We start from the raw sequence: 13,339 nt of genomic DNA on the forward strand, positions 1-13,339 counted from the left end.
TGACGACCAGCAATGGCCGACGAAAACACCCCGACCGGGACCACCGAAGAAGAGCCCGTCCTGCGGATCGAGCCCGTCGGGCTCGAGACCGAGATGCAGCGCTCGTATCTCGACTACGCGATGTCCGTCATCGTGTCCCGCGCGCTGCCCGACGTCCGGGACGGCCTCAAGCCCGTCCACCGGCGCGTGCTGTACGCGATGTACGACGGCGGCTACCGGCCCGAGAAGGGCTTCTACAAGTGCGCCCGCGTCGTCGGTGACGTCATGGGTACGTACCACCCCCACGGCGACTCCTCGATCTACGACGCGCTCGTCCGCCTCGCCCAGCCCTGGTCGATGCGGATGCCCCTCGTCGACTCCAACGGCAACTTCGGTTCCCCGGGCAACGACCCGGCCGCCGCCATGCGGTACACCGAGTGCAAGCTGATGACGCTGTCGATGGAGATGCTCCGGGACATCGACGAGGAGACCGTCGACTTCCAGGACAACTACGACGGCCGCAACCAGGAGCCGACGGTCCTGCCGGCCCGCTTCCCGAACCTGCTGATCAACGGCAGCGCCGGTATCGCGGTCGGCATGGCGACCAACATCCCGCCGCACAACCTCCGCGAGGTCGCGGCCGGTGCGCAGTGGGCACTCGAACACCCCGACGCCAGCCACGAGGAGCTCCTCGACGCGCTGATCGAGCGGATCAAGGGCCCGGACTTCCCGACCGGCGCGCTCGTCGTCGGCCGCAAGGGCATCGAGGAGGCGTACCGCACCGGCCGTGGCTCCATCACGATGCGCGCGGTCGTCGAGGTCGAGGAGATCCACAACCGCCAGTGCCTGGTGGTCACGGAACTGCCGTACCAGACCAACCCGGACAACCTCGCGCAGAAGATCGCCGACCTGGTCAAGGACGGAAAGGTCGGCGGCATCGCCGACGTCCGCGACGAGACCTCGTCCCGGACCGGCCAGCGCCTCGTCATCGTGCTCAAGCGCGACGCCGTCGCCAAGGTCGTCCTCAACAACCTGTACAAGCACACCGATCTGCAGACGAACTTCGGCGCGAACATGCTGGCGCTCGTCGACGGCGTGCCGCGCACGCTCTCGCTCGACGCGTTCATCCGCCACTGGGTGACGCACCAGATCGAGGTCATCGTCCGCCGGACGAAGTTCCGGCTGCGCAAGGCCGAGGAGCGCGCCCACATCCTGCGCGGTCTGCTCAAGGCGCTCGACGCCATCGACGAGGTCATCGCGCTCATCCGGCGCAGCGACACCGTCGAGATCGCGCGCGGCGGCCTGATGGACCTCCTCCAGATCGACGAGATCCAGGCCAACGCGATCCTGGAGATGCAGCTCCGCCGGCTCGCCGCCCTGGAGCGCCAGAAGATCGTCGCCGAGCACGACGAGCTCCAGGCGAAGATCAACGAGTACAACGCGATCCTGGCCTCGCCGGAGCGCCAGCGCTCCATCGTCAGCGAGGAACTGGCCGCGCTCGTCGAGAAGTTCGGCGACGACCGCCGGTCCAAGCTCGTGCCCTTCGACGGCGACATGTCCATCGAGGACCTGATCGCCGAGGAGGACATCGTCGTCACGATCTCCCGCGGCGGCTATGTGAAGCGGACGAAGACCGAGGACTACCGCTCGCAGAAGCGCGGCGGCAAGGGCGTGCGCGGGACGAAGCTGAAGCAGGACGACATCGTCGACCACTTCTTCGTCTCCACCACCCACCACTGGCTGCTCTTCTTCACCAACAAGGGCCGGGTCTACCGGGTCAAGGCCTACGAGCTGCCCGACGCCGGGCGGGACGCGCGCGGCCAGCACGTGGCCAACCTGCTGGCCTTCCAGCCGGACGAGCAGATCGCCCAGATCCTGGCGATCCGCGACTACGAGGCCGCGCCGTACCTGGTGCTCGCCACCAAGGCCGGTCTGGTCAAGAAGACCGCGCTGAAGGACTACGACTCGCCGCGTTCCGGCGGTGTCATCGCGATCAACCTCCGGGAGACCGAGGACGGCGGCGACGACGAGCTGATCGGGGCCGAGCTGGTCTCGGCCGAGGACGATCTGCTGCTCATCAGCAAGAAGGCGCAGTCGATCCGCTTCACCGCCACGGACGACGCGCTGCGCCCGATGGGACGTGCCACATCGGGCGTCAAGGGGATGAGTTTCCGCACGGACGACGAGCTGCTCTCGATGAATGTCGTCCGGCCCGGTACGTTCGTCTTCACCGCGACCGACGGCGGGTACGCGAAGCGCACCCCCGTCGACGAGTACCGCGTCCAGGGCCGTGGCGGCCTCGGTATCAAGGCCGCCAAGATCGTGGAGGACCGTGGCTCGCTCGTGGGCGCGCTGGTGGTCGAGGAGACGGACGAGATCCTCGCCATCACGCTGTCCGGCGGTGTGATTCGTACGCGAGTCAACGAAGTCAGGGAGACCGGCCGTGACACCATGGGCGTCCAGCTGATCAACCTGGGCAAGCGCGATGCCGTCGTAGGCATCGCACGGAACGCCGAGGCCGGCAGCGACGACGACGTCGAAGACGCCGAGGACGCCGAAGGCGCCGTGGAGGCGTCCGAGAGCGCGATGGCCGAGACCGTGGTGGTCGAGGCCGAGGCAGTCGAGGGCACGGAGCCCTCGGCCGGGGAGCACGAGGAGTAAGAGCGTGAGTGGAGCCACGGGCGCCGGATCGGCGGCTGCCGGAGCTTCTGCTGGTGCTGGAGCGAACGGCGCCCGTGGCCCCGCCACGGACTCCCAGGGGGTTGCGGTGACGGACACTCGGGGGCAGCAGCCCTCGTACGAGACCTACAACGGGCCGCTGCCCGGCGAGCGCACGGGTGCGCAGCAGCCGGGCGGGCCCTACCACCCGCCGCAGGCGTACGGTGCTCCGGCGCCGGGCGGCCAGGCGACGGGTGCCGTGCGCCGGCCGCGTACGGGGGCACGCACGACGCCCCGTACGCGCAAGGCGCGACTGCGGGTGGCCAAGGCCGACCCGTGGTCGGTGATGAAGGTGAGCTTCCTGCTCTCCATCGCGCTGGGCATCTGCACGATCGTCGCCGCGGCGGTGCTCTGGATGGTCATGGACGCCATGGGCGTCTTCTCGACGGTCGGCGGGACGATCAGCGAGGCCACGGGCTCGAACGAGTCCAACGGCTTCGATCTGCAGTCGTTCCTGTCGCTGCCGCGGGTGCTGATGTTCACCTCGGTGATCGCCGTGATCGACGTGGTCCTGATGACCGCGCTGGCGACTCTGGGCGCGTTCATCTACAACCTGTCGGCCGGCTTCGTGGGCGGCGTGGAGCTCACGCTCGCCGAGGACGAGTGACGGCCGAGTGACCTGCGTGGGGGCCGGGTGGTTACCGATTTTGGGACTGGCCCCCAGGTGCGCTAATGTTCAGGAGTCAGCGCGCGGGACATACACCGCAGAGCGCGGCGGGGCTATAGCTCAGTTGGTTAGAGCGCATCCCTGATAAGGATGAGGCCACAGGTTCAAATCCTGTTAGCCCCACAGTGTCGATCGACCCGGACGGTTCCTCCGTCCGGGTCGATTCGCGTTTCCGGGGGCGCGTCGAGGTTTGAACCGGTTTCGAAGCTCGCACAGGTCACCGATCGGTATCGGTCGATGTGTAGAGTGTTCGTCAGAAGTCTCCTACGTCAACGAAAGACGAGGTCGCGCGGTGAAGAAGCTTCTCCTGGTCGCACTGGCCGCCATCGGCGGGCTCCTCGTGTACCGCCAGATCCAGGCGGATCGCGCCGAGCAGGACCTGTGGACGGAGGCGACCGACTCCGTGCCCGCAGGTTCCGGTGTCTGAGACACACACGTTCTGTGGGTGAAGCCCCGGCCGCGCGTCAGCGCCGCCGGGGTTTCGCTGTTCCGGGGCCCGTGGCGCTTCCGGGGCCCGCCGGGCCTGTTCCGTGGCCCGTGGCGCTTGTGCCAGGGCCTGCGGCGCCCGTCCCGGGGCCGTGACACGGCTTCCTTGAGTTCGCCTCGGCAAATCACGGGCTCGGGCACCACGCGCGCGCGTGGACCCCGCGCAGCACGTCGAATCCACCACGCGGGCGGACACCGGAGGCACCGGCGGGGCAGGATGGACCGGCACCACGGCCGTCGCGGTGGGCGTCGGGGCGCTGGTACCGCTCGCGGGAGTGCTGATCGCCCTCGGGCGGGCGCGGCGCAGGGCAGGAACGGACGGGAGAAACGCGTGAGCACGCAGGCCGGGAGGCGGACCGGGATCGGCCGGAGGGCGGGAGCCCTGATCGCGGCGGTCGCGGCGGTGGGCGCGGTGACGGCACTGCCCGCCCAGGCCCGAGGGGCGGAAGGCGCCGACGGGGCCGCGGTACCGCCGTACGCCTTCGACGGCTCGGCCCAGCGGATCCAGGGCGCCGCCTCCAGCCTGGACGCGAAGCCCCTCAAGACCGGGCAGACGTACCGGGACACCCTCAAGAAGGACGGCAAGGTCTACTACCGGATCGACCTCGACACGAAGCGGAACGCCTACGTATCCGTCGTCGCCGTCCCCAAGCCCGGTGGCAAGGTCGAGTACGGCGACGGCTTCAAGGTCAGCATCCAGGACACCACCGGAGCCGAATGCGGCTACCAGGACGTCAACTTCGGCTCCGGGGACTACGCCCGGCCGCTCGCCGCCTACGCCCGCCGGATCATCGACCCGGAATCCTCCAGCTGCCAGAAGGAGGGCGCCCACTACGTGCTCGTCGAGCGCGAGTCGGCGGCCGTCTCCACCCCGGACGACTGGGAACTGGAACTCCGTCATGTGACCGAGCCCCTCCTCAAGAAGGCCGGCCCCACCGCGCTCCCCGAGACCTGGGCGTCGGCCACGCCCCCGCCGCCGGCCGGAGGGCAGCAGAACAGGCAGGGCGGCGCCGGGTTCCACGATGCCGTCTCGCTGCGGGAGGGCGAGTGGCGGGCCGACATCCGGCCCGGCCAGACGCTCTTCTACCGGGTGCCCGTCGACTGGGGGCAGCAGCTCTTCGCCAGCGCCGAACTGGGCAGCGGCGCCGAGGGCGACTCCGTGAGCAACGCGCTCGCCCTCTCGCTCGACAACCCGGCCCTCGGCTTCGTCGACATGAACACGGTCAGCTACAGCGGGGAGCCCACGACGCTGGCACTCGACCCGCTGCGGCCGGTGGCCCACGAGAACCGGCACACCTACGACAACGCCACCAGCGGCATGCGCTTCGCCGGCTGGTACTACCTGTCGGCCACGCTCAGCCCGGCGGTGGCCGAGGAGTTCGGGGACGAGGCGGTGCCGCTGACCCTGCGGGTCTCCGTGAAGAACGACGCCAAGCCCGGCCCCGGGTACGACGGCGACCCCGGGCCGTTCACCGTGACCGCCGACGACAAGGCGGCGGCGGCGAACGGCGCCACCGGCGATCAGGCCGCGGAGAAGAACGGCTCCCTGCGGGTCGTCGCGGCGGCCGGGATCGGCAGCGGCACGGTGCTGCTGCTCGGGCTCGGCGCGTGGACGCTGGTGGCGCGGAGGCGGGCGGCGTAGGACGACCGCCGACGGCGGGTCAGATCTGGGTGAGGGCCCAGAAGCCGACCCCGAAGCAGATCAGCGCGAGCAGCAGGACCGGGATCGCCACCTTCGGGGGCGGTCCCGGTCGGCGTACGGGGGCGGCGCCGTCCGCCGGGGCGGCCGCGGGGGCCGTGTGCTGCCCGGGAACCCGGACGGGGTGAGCGGTGTATGGATGAGTAGGGGCTTGTCCGTAGGGTCCCGCCGCGGTGGGGGTCCGATCGAAGGAGGGGGCCGGGTGCGTGGCCGGCGGGGGCAGGTGGAAGCTGCCCGTCTCGGAAGGGGAGGGCATCGGCGCGACGGCCGGGACCGGGGCGGCGAGCGGGGCCGTGCCCGGGGTGACCGGGTGCTGGGGCCGGTACTGCGGCTGTGGAGGCTGCTGAAGGGGCGGTACGGGCGTGGGGGCGGGCGACGGTACGACACCGGGTGCGGCGGCCGTGGAGGCGCCCTGGGCGGCCGTCGCGGGGTCGCCGACGTGGCCGGTGGGGGCAGCGGCGTCGGCGGGCCCCACGGGGCCCTGGGGGCCGAAGCCGGACGGCAGGGGACCGAGTTGGTCGAAGATCTCGACCGGGTCCTCGTCGGCGCCCGGCTCGGGAAGCATCTCGACGGCGGCGCTCAGTGCCTTCCGCGCGCCCGTCGCGGTCCGGAAACGGGCCTGCGGATCGGGCTGGAGCAGCCCGGCGAGCACCTGCCAGAGGGGCTCCGGGATGCCCGGGGGGGCGCCGGGAGTGCCATGGGCGATGAAGTGCTCGACCAGCGCCTGGGAGTCAGGCTTGCGGCCCTGGAGCAGATAGAGCGCGACCAGGCCGACGGCGAAGAGGTCGGCGGTGAAGTCCGGCTCGGCGCCGAGGAGCTGCTCGGGCGCGAAATACCCGGGCGTGCCCACGACGTAGTTGGTCTCGGTGAGGCGCGGTTCGCCCTTGCGCATGGAGATGCCGAAGTCGGAGAGCCGCAGATGCGGCCGGCCGGTGCCGGTGACGTCCATCAGGATGTTCGCGGGCTTGATGTCCCGGTGCACGACCCCCTCGGCGTGCACCGTGGCCAGACCCGAGAGCAGCTGGTCGAGCAGGATGCAGACGAACCGGGGCGGCAGCGGGCCGTAGTCGCCGATGACATGGGCCAGCGAGCCGCCGGCGACCAGGTCCATGGTGAACAGGACCTTGTCGTCGTCGGCGGCCCAGCTGGCCGGCGCGAGGACGTGCGGATGGTCGATCCGCAGCGCCTGCTCGCGGACGAAGCGGAGCAGCGTGTGCGCGTCGCTCTGCAGGAGCACCTTGGCCGCCACATAACGGCGGCGCCGGTGGTCCCAGGCGCGCCACACGGCGCCCGCCCCGCCCCGTCCGATCGGGTCGACCAGCTCGTACCGACCAGCGAAGACCTCACCCATCGTGCTGTGTCCGCTCCCCGTTGCTTCGTCTTGCGGCGATGCCGGCCGGCTGCCGACCGCGTCAGTTCTGGTGCGACTCGTAGTGGGCGACCGCGTCCGCGGTGCGCCCGGCGCCGTACACCCGGAGGAACTCTGCCAGTTCCGGGTGGGCCGGGGCGAGGGAGTCGGCGGCATCGATGATGTCGCCGGCCGCGGCTACGGAGCGCAGCAGCGACTGGATCTCGCGGACCACCCGGCGGACGGTCGGAGCGCCGGAGCCAGTGGTGGTCTGACCCGTGCTGGTGAGGACCGAGCCGCCCTGCGACTTCTTGACCTCGTCCATCCGGTCGGTGGCCTCGGCGGCGCTGACGCTGCCGTCGGCGACCTGTACCGCGAGCTCCTGGAGTGCCTGGACACGCTGGACGACGGCCGGGTTTCCGATCTTCGCCCGCTGGCCGCTCATCAGCTGGGACAGCATGGGCGCGGACAGTCCGAGCACGGCCGCGAGCCTGGCCTGATTGAGCCCGAGATCGTCGATCAGCCTACGGAAGAGCGCCCCCAGCGGCTCTCCGTACCAACTGCGCTGAAGCTCTCTGGCTCTCGCCGTGGCTTCCTGCTGCGCTGCGTCCATTTCTTCTCCCCATCCCTCGGTTCGCCACTGCGAACCTCGATCAGCATCTTACGGAGAGTGGTCGCCGACCGGGAGTCCCAATCCTTTTGCCGGACATGGGGGGTGACCCGGTACGCTGTCCTCGTTCCGGGGCCTTAGCTCAGTTGGTAGAGCGCTGTCTTTGCATGGCAGATGTCAGGGGTTCGACTCCCCTAGGCTCCACGTGACAAGACCCCTTTGACCTGCGTAAACGCGGTCAAAGGGGTCTTTTTTGCGTGGCCTGCGGCTCCTCGGCGTCACCGTCGTCTCCCCGCGGTCGCGGGACCCGGCGGCGCTCCCCGGACCTGGCGTACGTGCCCGAGTGCCCTTCCACGCCTCTCGGCGCGGGCCTTTCATGCCTCTCCGCGCGGGCCCTTCGGGCCGCTTCCGTGGGCCTGGAGCCCCGCCCCGAAGTGACCGCTGGTCCGAACGGGTGCTGTTCATCGGAAGAACTGCGCGGCAGCGGCGACGTTCCGTGGAAATCGGGCGCGCATCCACATCATGAGGAAAGTACGTAAAGCGCGCAAACCGAAATGAACCATTCGAGAACGTCACGAAAGTGAGGGGCCATGGCCACCGCCAAGGTCAAGCAGTTCTGGACCGCCTTCATCTCCGTCCTCTTCGCCCTGCTCGCCTCCGTCGGCCTGGCGGGCACCGCCGCCGCGGCCCAGCGGCCCGCCGTGCAGCAGCCCGAGGAGCCCGCGGGTTCCGCCGCCGGCACGGCCCCCGTCGCCGGGGAGCGCGCGGCACTCGCCTCCGTACCCGCACAGCGGGCGCACCGGTGGCCGACCGCCGGCGACCGCTCCCTGCCGCCCACGATCAAGCAGCGCATCGCCGCCGAGGCGCACGGTTCCTCTCCCGCCGCCCGGCACCGTTCGGCGGCCGGCACGACCGCCGTGGCCGAGAACGACGAGCCGGCCGCGCTGACGGAGCTCGCGCTTGCCGCCGCCGCGTAGGGCGCGGGGAGCGATCACGCGCACTCCCCGCACCTCCGCCTCCCCGCATCTCCACTTCGCGGGAACCCGGCTCGCGGGACTTCGCCACCCGGCAGGACCGCTGAAAGAGCCCAGCGGGACCCGGGAGGACCCTTGCAAGGCCCCAGCAGCACCCGGCAGGACCCCGAAAGACCCCAGCAGTACCCAGCAGTACCCAGCAGGACCGAGCAGGACCCGGCAGAACCCCTGAAAGACTCCGGCAGGACCCCAGCAGGACCCTGAAAGACCTCAGCAGTACCAGCAGGACCCTGAGAGACCTCAGCAGTACCAGCAGGACCAGCAGTACCCGGCACCACCTGGTCGGTCAGCGGCGCTTGTCGCGTTCGGCGGCCTCTTCGGCTGCGGCCGCGGCTTCGGCCTCGGTCTCCTTGGCCTCCACCTCCGGGTCGAGGGAAGCCTCACTGTCGTCGACGGACGTCAGCACGGCGCCCTCGTCCACATCGGTGGGAGCGGGCGGTTCGACCAGCCAGTCGGGATTGGCCTGCTTGTCCCACCACCTCCAGGCGGCGTATGCGCCGCCGGCGAGAATGCCAAGGACCAACAGGCCCTTGGCGAGGCGGCCGGCCCTGGCCCGTCGCTCGTGCCTCTTCACGATCTTCTGGATTTCCTTCGGTGTCACCTGACCGCGCAGCGCGGCCCAGGCGGCAGTGGAACGCGACCCGGCCTCCTCAAGGACGGGACCGGTCGCGGCGACCGCGTGCTCGACACGCGGAACGGTGTAGTCGGCCGCCTGACGGCAGGCCGAGCGGGTCTTGACCGCCGCGATCTGTGCGGCCGCGTCGACCCGCGGCGGTACATGCGGTGCGACATACGAGTCGTACTGCGTTCGAGCCTGCGTTCGGGCTTGGCGCGCGGCCTTCGAGACCTTCGGGGCGATCAGCACACGCGCCTCGTGGGCGTAGTGCGCGGCCTGGTCCTTTGCCGTGCCGGCGTACGGCGCCACCACTTCCGCGGCGTGCAGGACGCTCTCCTTCGCCGAATCTGACGCGGCGCGCACGCTGTCCATGCGGGTCACGGGATTCCTCCTCCTCGGTGGCGACGATGTCGGGTTTTCGCCTTTCCATCCTTTTCGGAATCATGCCCCCCGGAGCAAAGTCCGGCATGTGGGGCGGGCATCCGGGGCATGCGAGGATCGGACACGCCAGAGACAGACGTGACATGACGCGACATGACGTGGACGGAAGGCGACCGTGGCCGAGCAGTTGTACGCGATCCTCAAGACCAGCCTGGGTGACATCGAGGTGCGGCTGATGCCGTTCCACGCCCCGAAGACGGTGCGGAACTTCGTCGAGCTCGCCGGCGGTGAGCGCGAGTGGACGCACCCCGCGACCGGCAAGGTCTCCTCGGATCCGCTCTACGACGGCACGGTCTTCCACCGGGTGATCAAGGGCTTCATGATCCAGGGCGGCGACCCGCTGGGGAACGGCACCGGCGGCCCGGGCTACGAGTTCGGCGACGAGTTCCACCCGGAGCTCTTCTTCGACCGTCCCTACCTGCTGGCCATGGCCAACGCCGGTCCGGGCACCAACGGCTCGCAGTTCTTCGTCACCGTCGGCGCCGCGACCTGGCTGAACCGCAAGCACACCATCTTCGGCGAGGTCGTCGACAAGGAGAGCCGGAAGGTCGTGGACGCGATCGCGGCCACCTCGACCGACCCGCACACCGAGCGGCCGCTGCAGGACGTGGTCATCGAGTCCGTGGTGATCGAGAAGCGCTGAGGCGGAAGGGACGGCACCTCCATGGATCCGCGACCTTCCGGGAACCCGCACTCCGGTGTGCCGCGCTGCTACCGGCACCCGGAGGTCGAGACCGGGATCCGCTGCACGCGCTGCGAGAAGCCGATCTGCCCGCAGTGCATGGTCTCCGCCTCCGTCGGCTTCCAGTGCCCCGACTGTGTGCGCAACGGCTCGGGGACCGGGCACGCGCCCGACGCCAACCAGCCGCGGACGCTCGCGGGCGGCCGGGTGGCGGCCGACGACCGCCTCGTCACCAAGATCCTGATCGGGATCAATCTCGCGGTGTACCTCGCCGTCCTGGTGTTCGGCGACCGGCTCGTCGACGAGCTCGTCCTCATCGGCTACGCCTTCAGCCCGGCGCTCGGCGAGGTCGTCGGGGTCGCGGACGGCGAGTGGTACCGGCTGCTGACGTCGACCGTCCTCCACCAGGAGGTCTGGCACATCCTGTTCAACGTGCTGGGCCTGTGGGTGATCGGCGGGATCGTCGAGCCCGAGCTGGGCCGGATCCGCTACGCGGCCCTGTGCCTGCTCTCCGGTCTCTCCGGCTCCGTGCTGGCCTATCTCGTCGCCGAGCCCAACCAGCCCTCGCTGGGTGCCTCCGGCGTCGTCTACGGCCTGATCGGCGCCTGGGTGGTGCTGGCTCGCAGGCGCCGCCACGACATGCGGCCGGTGGTCCTCTTCGTGGCCCTGTCGCTGCTCATGACCTTCACCCGTCCGGGGATCTCCTGGGAGGCCCACGTCGGCGGTCTGGTCGCGGGAGTCCTGGTGACGTACGCGCTGGTGCACGCGCCCCGTTCCCGCCGGGACCTCGTGCAGTACGGGGCCTGCGGCCTGGTGCTCCTGATCGATCTGGGGATCGTGCTGGCCCGCTCGGCGGCGCTCACCTGAGCGCACTGGGCTGTGGACGAGCTTCTCTGTGAGCTTTCCCCAGAGTTATCCACAGTGCGTGGCGATCCCTCTCCACTCTGTGGGGAAAGGCCGCGCCCCTCGCCTCTGACCTGGTATTTCTCCAGGGAGGCGAGGGGCGTCCTGAGCTCGGGCGAAGGTGATTCCGGTCATACCGGCGTCAACCTCGTGCGAGTTATCCACAGATCTTCGTAAGTTATCCAGTGCTGTGCACAACGCTGTGGATAAGTTCAGGGGAGAGCTTGACGAGCGGCCCGTACGGACGCTAGATCGCCGCTACTTCCACTGCGTGGAGACACCGAAGCCGGCCGCGATGAAGCCGAAGCCCACCACGATGTTCCAGTTCCGGAGCGACTCGATCGGCATCGACCCGTCGGTGACGTAGAAGACCACGATCCACACCAGACCGATGGCGAACAGCGCCAGCATCACAGGCGCCACCCAGCTGCGGTTGGTCAGCTTGATACTGGTGGCCTGCTTCGCGGGCGGAGGCGTGAAGTCGGCCTTCTTGCGGATACGTGACTTCGGCACGAGGGACTCTCCTGTCGATGCGCTGCGTGACCGCGCAGGGAACTGTGGCTGGCGCCGGGATGTGGCGAAGGAGGACGACTGCGTCCCCCAGGCGTCCGTTAGCGTAGTGGTTCCGCGGCACCGAAGGGGATCAGGGTACGTTGAGCAATTCCGCCGGCACTCCCGAAGGACCGGGCCGCACCGCGAGGTGGCGCCCCGTCCGGGTGCTCACCCTTGCCGTTTTCGCCCTCGCCGGACTGATCTTCGTCACGAGCTTCAACACCGCCAAGGGCACCAACATCCGCACCGACGCCTCGCTCCTGCGGCTCTCCGACCTGATCGAGGAACGCAGCCACAAGAACGCGGGCCTCGACGAGTCCACCTCCGCCCTCCGCTCCCAGGTCGACACCCTCGCCGCCCGCGACGACGGTTCCACCCGTGCGGAGGACGCGAGACTCGACGCCCTGGAGGCGGCGGCGGGCACCACCGAGGTCTCCGGCTCCGGTCTCACCGTCACTCTCAACGACGCCCCGCCGAACGCCCAGGCGGCCCCCGGCTACCCCGAGCCCCAGGCCAACGACCTGGTCATCCACCAGCAGGACCTCCAGGCCGTCGTCAACGCCCTGTGGCAGGGCGGCGCCGAGGGCATCCGGGTGATGGACCAGCGGCTCATCTCCACCAGCGCCGTGCGCTGCGTCGGCAACACCCTGATCCTCCAGGGCCGCGTCTACTCGCCCCCGTACAAGATCACGGCCGTCGGCGACCGGGGGAAGCTGAGCAGGGCGCTCGCGGGCTCCCCGGCGATCCAGAACTACCAGCTGTACGTCAAGGCGTACGGGCTCGGCTGGAAAGTCGACGAGCACAGGGCGGTGACTCTTCCCGGGTACTCGGGCACAGTGGACCTCCACTACGCGAAGCCGGTGAGCTGACCGGGTGGACCGACACCCGGTGCGTTGACTGCGGGAGGGGCGCTTGCGTCTCGTCGTGAGGACCTTCAGCGAGCTGTGCCTCACGGCCGGCACCCTCATCGTCCTCTTCGTCGTCTACGTCCTCTACTGGACCGGCGTCCAGGCCCAGAGCGCGAGCGCCGGCCAGATCGACACCCTCCAGCGCGAGTGGACGAGCGTCCCCGTCCGGACCGCCGAACCCGCCCCCCGGGCCGTGCCGTACGCCCGCGGCAAGGGGATCGCCGTCATGTACGTCCCCCGGCTCGGCAAGGACTGGAAGTGGCCCGTCCTCCAGGGCACCGAGGCCGCCACCCTGAAGAAGGGGCTCGGGCACTACGCGAACTCCGGCCGGCTCGGCGGCACCGGCAACTTCGCCGTCGCGGGCCACCGCCGCACCTACGGCGACCCGTTCAAGGACTTCCCCCGGCTGCGCGAGGGCGACGCGATCGTCCTCACCGACGGCACGACCTGGTTCACCTACCGGGTCGACCGCGCGCCGTACCGGACCGTGCCCACCGACATCGGCGTCATCGACCCCGTACCGGTGAAGTCGGGCCTCGACGGGCCCGGCCGCTACCTCACCCTCACCACCTGCGACCCCGAGTGGGGCAGCAGCCACCGGCTCGTCGTCTGGGCGCACCTCGACGCCACCCGGCCGGTCGCCGACGGCCGTCCACAGGCTTTGGACAGCTGACCCCTCACGGCCCCCTCGCCCCG

General features: G+C 70.1%; 13 protein-coding genes and 2 tRNA genes. 11 read left to right on the forward strand and 4 right to left on the reverse strand.

Annotated elements, in window-relative coordinates; genetic code table 11:
* Positions 1–12: 12 nt before the first annotated feature.
* The 5 genes from gyrA (at position 13) to ACH4MY_RS06230 (ending at position 5,492) form a co-directional block, all read left to right on the forward strand.
* Positions 13–2,640, forward strand: coding sequence for a DNA gyrase subunit A (gene gyrA, locus ACH4MY_RS06210; RefSeq protein ID WP_397998250.1), 2,628 nt, complete (start codon positions 13–15; stop codon positions 2,638–2,640).
* 106 nt (positions 2,641–2,746) lie between these two features.
* A complete protein-coding gene (locus tag ACH4MY_RS06215; protein ID WP_397998253.1) occupies positions 2,747–3,304 on the forward strand; it encodes a DUF3566 domain-containing protein in 558 nt (185 codons plus the stop codon).
* Between the two features lie 109 nt (positions 3,305–3,413).
* A tRNA-Ile gene (locus ACH4MY_RS06220) sits at positions 3,414–3,487 on the forward strand.
* Positions 3,488–3,656: 169 nt separating this feature from the next.
* Entirely contained in the window at positions 3,657–3,791 is a 135-nt protein-coding gene (locus ACH4MY_RS06225) for a DLW-39 family protein (RefSeq protein ID WP_003958712.1), read from the forward strand.
* Between the two features lie 390 nt (positions 3,792–4,181).
* The gene (locus ACH4MY_RS06230; RefSeq protein WP_397998256.1) at positions 4,182–5,492 is read left to right on the forward strand and encodes a hypothetical protein; all 1,311 of its coding nucleotides are present in this window, start codon (positions 4,182–4,184) and stop codon (positions 5,490–5,492) included.
* A 19-nt stretch (positions 5,493–5,511) separates the two neighbouring features.
* Here ACH4MY_RS06230 and ACH4MY_RS06235 read toward each other — a convergent pair whose 3' ends face one another.
* Both ACH4MY_RS06235 and ACH4MY_RS06240 read right to left on the reverse strand, forming a co-directional pair.
* A complete protein-coding gene (locus tag ACH4MY_RS06235) occupies positions 5,512–6,900 on the reverse strand; it encodes a serine/threonine-protein kinase (RefSeq protein ID WP_397998259.1) in 1,389 nt (462 codons plus the stop codon).
* 61 nt (positions 6,901–6,961) lie between these two features.
* Complete coding sequence (locus ACH4MY_RS06240; protein ID WP_189833709.1) at positions 6,962–7,510, reverse strand: DNA-binding protein; 549 nt, start codon at positions 7,508–7,510, stop codon at positions 6,962–6,964.
* A gap of 128 nt (positions 7,511–7,638) precedes the next feature.
* Here ACH4MY_RS06240 and ACH4MY_RS06245 point away from each other — a divergent pair.
* Both ACH4MY_RS06245 and ACH4MY_RS06250 read left to right on the forward strand, forming a co-directional pair.
* Positions 7,639–7,711: transfer RNA gene (locus tag ACH4MY_RS06245), tRNA-Ala, on the forward strand.
* Positions 7,712–8,097: 386 nt separating this feature from the next.
* Entirely contained in the window at positions 8,098–8,484 is a 387-nt protein-coding gene (locus ACH4MY_RS06250; RefSeq protein WP_397998262.1) for a DUF6344 domain-containing protein, read from the forward strand.
* Positions 8,485–8,827: 343 nt separating this feature from the next.
* On the opposite strand, the gene ACH4MY_RS06255 is transcribed toward ACH4MY_RS06250, so the two are convergent.
* A complete protein-coding gene (locus tag ACH4MY_RS06255) occupies positions 8,828–9,538 on the reverse strand; it encodes a DUF5324 family protein (protein ID WP_397998264.1) in 711 nt (236 codons plus the stop codon).
* 175 nt (positions 9,539–9,713) lie between these two features.
* Here ACH4MY_RS06255 and ACH4MY_RS06260 point away from each other — a divergent pair, with 175 nt between their 5' ends.
* Positions 9,714–10,241 carry a peptidylprolyl isomerase gene (locus ACH4MY_RS06260; RefSeq protein ID WP_397998266.1) on the forward strand — a complete coding sequence of 176 codons (528 nt, stop codon included), beginning with the start codon at positions 9,714–9,716 and terminating at the stop codon, positions 10,239–10,241.
* A 21-nt stretch (positions 10,242–10,262) separates the two neighbouring features.
* Positions 10,263–11,147, forward strand: a complete 885-nt coding sequence (locus tag ACH4MY_RS06265; RefSeq protein WP_397998269.1) for a rhomboid family intramembrane serine protease — start codon at positions 10,263–10,265, stop codon at positions 11,145–11,147.
* Positions 11,148–11,441: 294 nt separating this feature from the next.
* Here the strand turns inward: ACH4MY_RS06265 and crgA are convergent, their stop codons facing one another.
* The gene (gene crgA, locus ACH4MY_RS06270; protein WP_351210926.1) at positions 11,442–11,696 is read right to left on the reverse strand and encodes a cell division protein CrgA; all 255 of its coding nucleotides are present in this window, start codon (positions 11,694–11,696) and stop codon (positions 11,442–11,444) included.
* Between the two features lie 140 nt (positions 11,697–11,836).
* On the opposite strand from crgA, the gene ACH4MY_RS06275 reads away from it, so the two are divergent.
* Both ACH4MY_RS06275 and ACH4MY_RS06280 read left to right on the forward strand, forming a co-directional pair.
* Positions 11,837–12,604: a DUF881 domain-containing protein gene (locus ACH4MY_RS06275; protein WP_397998272.1), complete on the forward strand. Its 768-nt coding sequence runs from the start codon at positions 11,837–11,839 to the stop codon at positions 12,602–12,604.
* Between the two features lie 43 nt (positions 12,605–12,647).
* On the forward strand, positions 12,648–13,316 hold the full coding sequence (locus ACH4MY_RS06280; protein ID WP_397998275.1) for a class E sortase: 669 nt from the start codon (positions 12,648–12,650) through the stop codon (positions 13,314–13,316).
* Positions 13,317–13,339: the final 23 nt, after the last annotated feature.

Source organism: Streptomyces sp. NPDC017246 (assembly GCF_044331325.1).
In the GTDB taxonomy this organism is placed as follows: domain Bacteria; phylum Actinomycetota; class Actinomycetes; order Streptomycetales; family Streptomycetaceae; genus Streptomyces.